Annotated in this window: 2 protein-coding genes; both read left to right on the top strand. The window is 69.7% G+C overall.

Features of this window, described 5'->3' with window-relative positions:
- Window positions 1-691: 691 nt before the first annotated feature.
- Complete coding sequence (locus ACFW3D_RS41670; RefSeq protein WP_500513664.1) at window positions 692-1,891, top strand: DUF2637 domain-containing protein; 1,200 nt, start codon at window positions 692-694, stop codon at window positions 1,889-1,891.
- A gap of 593 nt (window positions 1,892-2,484) precedes the next feature.
- Window positions 2,485-8,076 (top strand): GH92 family glycosyl hydrolase, encoded by a 5,592-nt coding sequence (locus ACFW3D_RS41665; RefSeq protein WP_500513663.1) that lies wholly within the window; start codon window positions 2,485-2,487, stop codon window positions 8,074-8,076.
- The last annotated feature ends 27 nt before the right edge of the window (window positions 8,077-8,103 follow it).

Genomic DNA, 8,103 nt, shown 5'->3' with positions numbered 1-8,103 from the left:
TCCCAGCATGGACATGACGAGCAGTCGGCCGGGACGAGGATCAGTAACACGATCGAGCGATCGCGAACCAGGGAAGATCGGACTTAACGACCTCTGAGGCCTTCCACCGAGCGGGGGTACTCCGACGGGCGCGACGGGCTGGTGATACAGGTCCTGGTTGCTCAGGACGCTCCCCGGCACACGCTGGGGGCGTCCGGTGGCGCCGCTGGGGCACGTTGCCGGCAAGCTCAGCCGCGGAGAAACAGGGGGTCGGGCCGTGCGCCGGGACGGCACGGCCGCGCCCGCCCGGCGGGACAGTCGGGCAACTTCCCGTCGACCCCCTTGGCACGTTTCCGGGTCGCGCAGCCCGGGAGCCTACGGCAGGTGCGAGCGTCGGGGCAGGCTCGCCGCACCCGGCTGCCAAGCCCTGCCGTCTTCACTCCCCCGCAGACGGCAGGTCTCCCCTTCGACGACCCACGTGTTCCGCCAGACGCTGCTGACAGCGTTGCAGGCCCCTTCAGGAGGATGCGTGACCCGTTCCAGTCCCCTGTATCCCGGCTTTGTGCCGCACCAGCCCGCTGCTCACACTGCCCCAGGGCCGCAGCCGCCCGGCCAGGTACAGGAGGGTGGCTTCACGGCCGCCCACTCCCCCAGCACCGCGCCCGCGCCCGCCTCCTCGAGCGGCTCCCCGTCCCCCACGCCGGCAACAGCTTTGTCGCGCCTCGAGAAGTTGCTGCTGGGCGCCACCGTCACAGCGGGCATCGCCCTCGGCGCGCTCGGCGTGACCTCTTCCTACCAGGCGCTGCTGAACAAGGCTGCCGCCTCACCCGCAGCGGGTGGATGGGGGTGGGGCGCCCACCCGTGGATGCTGCCCATCGGCGTGGATGTCACCATTCTCGCCTTCTCCCTGGTCCACCTGCTCATGATCAAGAAGGAAAGGCCCCTGGCCTGGGTGCGGTGGCTGCCCCGATTCCTGGCAGCGGTGACCGCTGTCTTGAACTGGTCCAGCGGCGTCACGTTCCAGGGACGGCTTGGTCACGCCGTGCTCGTCGGCGTGTGGATCGCCTTCAGCGAGGTCGTCGCCCACCTCTACGCCTCACACGTCAACGCGCTGTCACAGCGTCAGCAGATGGAGCGCATCCGGTTCGTCCGATGGCTGTTCATGCCAGTGAGCACGGCGCGGCTGTACCGGCTCATGCGGTGCTGGGAAATCAACTCGTACACCGAAGCGCTGGAGCGGGACCGTCAGCGGATGGTCTACCGCTCCGGTCTGCGCAACAAGCACGGCCGGCGGTGGCGGGTCAAAGCCCCCGAGGACGAGCTTCGGCCGCTGCGGCTGCTGGGCTACGGCATGACACTCGAACAAGCCCTGGAAGAGCCCGACCGTCAAGAGACGGCCCAGGCATTGCGGGCGGAGCGGCGAGAGCTTCGACAGGCCGAAGCGCGCATCCGCGCGGTGGAAGTCCAAGCCCGCGTCCAGGCCGCGCACGCGCGGGCCGAGGCCCTCGCAATAGACGCCGCGGCTGACCTGCAGACACCACACGCGCAGACCGAAACGGCAGCACACCGCACGCACGGCGCGCACGGCCACCAAGGCGACCCCCACCCACATTCCGACCCGGCCACAGCGCATTTCAAAACGCTTGCCACCACACCAGGGGCTCCAGCTGGAGATCCGGGGCCGGCCGACCTTGCCCACCCCCCGGCCCCGACCCGGCAACCAGACCAGCACAACCCCCATATCGAACCAGCCCGACCACTGACAGGCCACCCAGACCACCAGCGGCGACCTCACGCCACAGGCCGCCGACCCGCCGCCTCACCCGAGCCGAAGCACACCACAACACCGCCCACCGCACCCCTGACGACCGACAAGGAAACCCACCCCGGTACCCCCCACTCCCCCGGTTGAAGACACCACCCCACCCGTGAAGCACGCGCTCCCGCACCCAAAGCCCGAACCCCGAAGCCCGAAGCCCCAACACGCGCCGCAGAATCCGAGACGGTCTCGGCACACCACCTCAACGCACTGATGCTCCCGCAGGCCTGAAGCGCGGGGCCTCACGGCGGCACCCGCGCGGGACGGGCCCGGCCCGGTTCGCCCGCCCGGTCATGGCCGGGCGAACCGGGAAGGAAAACGGGCTATTTCACGGGGGTTACGCGCTCCACTCTTGACAACGTTGTCTGGGAAGGAACACGCTAACCGCGATCTACGGCAGGTGCGCCCTTTTACAAGTCCCCCATCCCTTTACGGAGCTTCCGCGTGATCCAGGACCTTCGCCCCAACTCATGTGTGCGACCGAGGCGGTTGCCGCCGCCCCGCGTCGGCGATCGTGGCACCGCTTCGTACTGACCGTTCTGACCTGTACTGACCTGTTCTCCGGGTCGAACCGCCTCCTGGCGCCGTCCAGGACCGAGCCGCGGCGAGCCCCGACGTGATGCTCCCGACCTCCAATGACGAAAGGTCCCTCCGTGTCACCTTCCCCCTCTGCCCGCCATTTGTCCTTGCGAAGATGGGCCGGCGCGGCGATAGCCCTGTCGTTGCCCGTGGGGCTGCTGGCCGTCGCACCCTCGGTGGTTGCCGCGGCGCCGCCGCCCGGCAACTTCAGTTCCTCCTTCGAGTCGGCCGACCCGCAGGCCGCGGCGAGCACCGTCGAGGTCGACGGCAGCGGCAAGCCGGTCCAGGAGAACCTGAGCGGATCGAGCTCCACCGGACTGCCCGGCAGCCTGCTCGACCAGGTCAGCGCGGTGACCGCCAGCGCCGACAACCCGCCCGGGGAAATCGCCTCCAACGTCAGGGACGCCAACCCGTCGACCAAGTGGCTGGCGTTCGCCAGGACCGGCTGGGTGACCTACCGGCTCGCCAAGCCCGCGGCGGTGGTGAAGTACTCGCTGACCTCCGCGAACGACGCGGCGGGCCGCGACCCCAAGGACTTCACCGTTCAGGGGTCGGACGACGGCAGCGCGTGGACCGACCTGGACACGCGGACGGGTGTGACCTTCAGCGGGCGGTTCGCCACCAACACCTACAGCTTCAGCAACACGACGGCCTACGCCTACTACCGGCTGAACGTCACGGCGAACTCCGGTGACTCGATCCTCCAGCTCGCCGACTGGAACATCAGCGACGGCTCGAACGTCCTGCCGCCCGCCACCCCGATGGTCAGTGCCGCCGGCGCGGGACCGGTCAGCGGCTACAACATGAAGCCGGGGGCCGGGTTCTCCGGCGTGGCCTCCCTGCGGTACTCGGGCGGCGCGCGGGCCGACGGCCGCTCGTACGCGACCAACAAGCTCTTCGACGTCGACATCCCGGTCGGGCCCAAGACCCGGCTGTCGTACAAGATCTTCCCCGAGTTCACGGCCAAGGACACCCAGTACCCGTCCACCTACGCGGCCGTCGACCTGCACTTCACCGACGGCACCTACCTGAGCGGCCTCTCACCCGTCGACCAGCACGGCTACGCGCTCACCGCGGCCGGGCAGGGTGCGTCGAAGGTGCTCTACGCCGACCAGTGGAACGCGGTGCAGTCCGAGATCGGGGCGGTCGCGAACGGCAAGACGATCGACCGCGTCCTGCTCTCCTACGACGACCCCAAGGCCACTGCCTCGACGCGTTTCCAGGGCTGGCTCGACGCCGTCACCGTGTCGGGCACCCCGACGCCGGTGGACGGCTCCAGCCTGACCAACTTCGTCGACACCCGGCGCGGCACCAACGCGTCCGGCGGGTTCTCGCGCGGCAACAACCTGCCGATCTCGGCGGTGCCGAACGGCTTCAACTTCTTCACGCCGGTCACCAACGCCGCGTCCAACTCCTGGGAGTACGACTACCAGGCGGGCAACAACGCGGCCAACCTGCCGACGTTGCAGGGACTGGCGATATCGCACGAGCCCAGCCCGTGGATGGGTGACCGCAACCAGATGTCGGTCATGCCGGTGCCGGCCGGGGGCTCGCTCACCGGAGCGCCCAGCGGACGCGCGCTCGCCTTCAGCCACGACGACGAGATCGCGCGGCCGGACTTCTACCAGGTCACCACGCAGAACGGCCTGACCGCGCAGATGTCGCCCACCGACCACGGTGGCATCATGCAGTTCACCTTCCCGTCCGGCGGGAACACCGGAAGCCTGGTCTTCTACAACGGCACGTTCACCATCGGCACGGACGGCACCTTCACCGGCTGGGTGGACAACGGAAGCGGCCTGTCGGCCGGCCGCAGCCGGATGTTCGTGTCCGGCACCTTCGACCGGGCGCCGACGGCGACCTCCGCCACCTCGGCCACCTTCGACACCTCCGCAAGCCGGCAGGTGACGCTGCGGATCGCGACCTCGTTCCTCTCGGTCGACCAGGCGGGCAAGAACCTCGGCCTGGAGGTCACCGGGCGCAGCTTCGACCAGATCCACGACGCCGCCACCGCGACGTGGAAGGACCGGCTCGGCCGGATCGAGGTGCAGGGCGCGAACGAGACGCAGAAGGTCACGCTCTACTCCAACCTCTACCGGCTGAACCTGTACCCGAACTCGCAGTCGGAGAACACCGGCACCGCCGCCGCGCCGCGCTGGCAGTACGCGAGCCCGGTGTCGGCACCGACCGGCACCTCGACCGCCACGCAGACCGGCGCCAAGGTCGTGGACGGCCAGATCTACGTCAACAACGGGTTCTGGGACACCTACCGCACCGTGTGGCCCGCCTACTCGCTGCTGTACCCGGACGTCGCGGCCAAGATCTCCGACGGCTTCGTCCAGCAGTACCGCGACGGCGGCTGGATCGCCCGCTGGTCCTCACCCGGCTACGCCGACCTGATGACCGGCACCAGCGCCAACGTCGCACTGGCCGAGGCCTACCTCAACGGCGTCAAGGTGCCCGACCCGCTGGCCGCGTACGAGGCGGCGGTCAAGGACGCGACCGTCGCGTCCGGCCGCAGCGAGGTCGGCCGCAAGGGCATCGAGAACGGGCTGTTCCTGGGCTACACGCCCACCTCCACCGGCGAGTCCGTGTCGTGGGCGCTGGAAGGCTTCATCAACGACTACGGCATCGGCAACATGGGCGCGGCCCTGGCCGACGACAAGTCGGTGCCCAAGGACGACCGCAAGCGGATCAAGGAGGAGTCGGCGTACTTCCTCCAGCGCGCCCGCAACTACGTCAACCTCTTCGACAAGGACAGCAAGTTCTTCGAGGGACGCCAGGCCAACGGCACGTTCCTCACCGGCAACCCGCTCGACTGGGGCGGCGCCTACACCGAGACGAACGGCTGGAACTTCGCGTTCACCGCGCAGCAGGACGGCCAGGGCCTGGCCAACCTCTACGGCGGTCAGAAGCAGCTGGAGCACAAGCTCGACCAGTTCTTCTCCACCCCGGAGAACGCCGACCACCCCGGTGGGTACAACGGCACGATCCACGAGATGCTCGAGGCGCAGGCGGTGCGCCTGGGCCAGCTCGGCATGAGCAACCAGCCCTCGCACCACATCCCGTACATGTACGACTACGCCGGCGCCCCGTCCAAGACGCAGGCGATCGTGCGGGAGATCCTGCAGCGCCTCTACGTCGGTGACGAGATCGGCCAGGGCTACCCGGGTGACGAGGACAACGGCGAGATGTCGTCGTGGTACATCCTCAGCTCGCTGGGCATCTACCCGCTGCAGGCCGGCTCCTCCAACTGGGCCATCGGCTCGCCGCAGTTCACCAAGATGACCGTCCACCGCACAAGCGGCGACATCGTTGTCAACGCGCCGGGCAACAGCACCAAGAACGTCTACGTGCAGGGTGTGAAGGTCAACGGCAAGACCCAGCGCGCAGTGTCCGTCGACTCGGCCGAGCTCGTCCACGGCGGCACGATCGACTTCGCGATGGGCTCGCAGCCGTCGTCCTGGGGCACCGGCAAGAAGGACGCGCCGCCGTCGCTGACCAAGGGCACAGACGTGCCCAAGCCCTTGCAGGACACCACGGGTCCGGGCCTCGGCACCGCGAGCACCAGCGACGGACAGGACGCGTCGAAGCTGTTCGACGACTCGTCGACCACGCAGATGACCTTCGCCGGCGACGAGCCCCAGATCAACTGGGTCTACCGCGGCGGCAAGCAGAAGCCGTCGTACTACACCCTCACCTCCGGTGCGGGCGCGGGCGACCCGACGGACTGGAAGCTGCAGGCCTCCAACGACGGGATCACCTGGACCACGCTCGACTCGCGTCACCGCGAGGTGTTCCCGTCCCGTAACCAGACCCGGCCGTTCAAGATCGGCAATCCGGGCAAGTTCGCACGGTTCCGCCTGGTCGTGAAGGAGACCGCCGGCGCCGCGCAGACCGGCCTCGCCGAGGTCGAACTGCTCGCGGGCGGCGACGTCCAGCTCGGTGGCGGGGACCTCACGGTCGCCGGCGTGAGCAGCGGGCTGCACGCGACGTCCGGCGTCGCGGTCTCGGCACCCCTGGCCACCGTCACCGGGGGCACCGCGAGCGGCTACCAGGCCACGATCGACTGGGGTGACGGCTCGCCGGTCACCACGGGCACCACGGCTCTGAGCTCGCGGGGCGTGTACAGCGTCAGCGGTACGCACACCTACGCCAAGCCCGGTTACTACCAGGCGAACGTCACGGTGACCGACGGCACCGTCCAGGGCTCGGGCACGGTCGGGGCCGACGTCGCGTACGCGCCGAGCTCCAGCCTCACCGCCGCCTTCGACACCGTCTGCATCGGGGACGAGGGCGCGCTCGCCGCGAACTGCGACAGCAAGTCCTGGGCGTACTCGCGGGCCGCTCTCCAGGCGGCCGGCGTGACCCAGGGCCGGCAGTACGACGTGCCCGGCACGGCGCTGCACTTCACGCTGCCGCAGACCCCGGCGGGCCAGCCGGACAACGCGACGGGCAACGGCAGCACGCTCGTGCTCAACCTGCCGGCCGACGCGAAGAGCATCTCGTTCATCGGCGCCGGCACCCAGGGCAACCAGAACACCACCGGCACGGCGACGTTCAGCGACGGCAGCACCGCCGCCGTCCCGATCCAGATGAGCGACTGGACGCTGGGCGGCAACGCAGGCGGCACACCGGCCTTCGGCAACATCGTCGTCGCCAAGTCCGCCTACCGACTGCTCGGCACGAGCCGGGACGCCGCCCAGCCGTTCCTGTTCGCCACCACGCCGTTCGAGATCCCGGCGGGCAAGACGCTGGTGTCGGTGACCCTGCCCAAGCAGACCGGCGACGCCGGTTCCGCCGGCCGGATCCACGTGTTCGCCGTCGCCCACGACGGCACGCCGGCGCCCGCGCTGGTGACCACCACTCCCAAGGACCGGACGGCCACCCCGGGGAAGGCCCTCACCGCGGACCTCGGTTCGGTGAGCGGCGGCGTTCCCGGCCCGACGGGCTACCAGGCCCGCGTCCAGTGGGGTGACGGCACGGTTCCGTCCGACGCCACGGTCGACTCCTCCGGTGCGATCAGCGCAGAGCACACGTACGTGCAGCAGGGCACGTACACCGTGCACGTCACCACGTGGGACACGCTGTCCAGCAGGACCGAGACGTTCACCGTGACCGTGGGGAAGGCGGCGCTGCAGCCGTCGATCTCGGCGTCGGCATCCACCACCGTCGAGGCCGGTGACGCGATCACCGTCAACGGCAGCGGGTTCGCCGCCGGCGAGCGCGTGACCGTCAAGCTGGGCACCAGCCCGGCGCGCAGCGTAACGGTCGAGGCCTCTGCGACGGGTGCGGTCCACGCGTCCGTGGCGGCGTCCGACGACGCGCAGCCCGGCCGGTACGCCATCACCGCGGCCGGCACGTCCTCGCGGACTCCGGCGACGGCCACCGTCCGGGTGACCGATGAACCGCAGGCGCGGACGTACCGACCGGACGTGCTGCTGTCGACGACGTCGGGGCCGCGCGCCACGGCGATCGTCGTCAACGCCAGCGGGTTCGCGCCGAACGAGGCCGTCAGGATCGGCTTCGGTGACGGTCTCGCCTTCATCACCGTGCACGCGAACGCCGACGGTGTGATCCACGGCGCGACCATCAGCGTTCCGGGGACGGCCAAGCCGGGACCGACCGGTGTCACGCTCGCCGGCGCCGATTCGGCGACCCATGTCCGGCTGCACTTCGAGGTCACCGGCCAAAACTGACCCGAACCGAGTCGGACTGAGCTGAAC

The sequence above is a fragment of the Streptomyces sp. NPDC058864 genome (assembly GCF_042742985.1).
Classification (GTDB): domain Bacteria; phylum Actinomycetota; class Actinomycetes; order Streptomycetales; family Streptomycetaceae; genus Actinacidiphila.
Note: the sequence above shows the minus strand (reverse complement) of the source record. Positions and strands in the feature narration are given on the sequence as shown.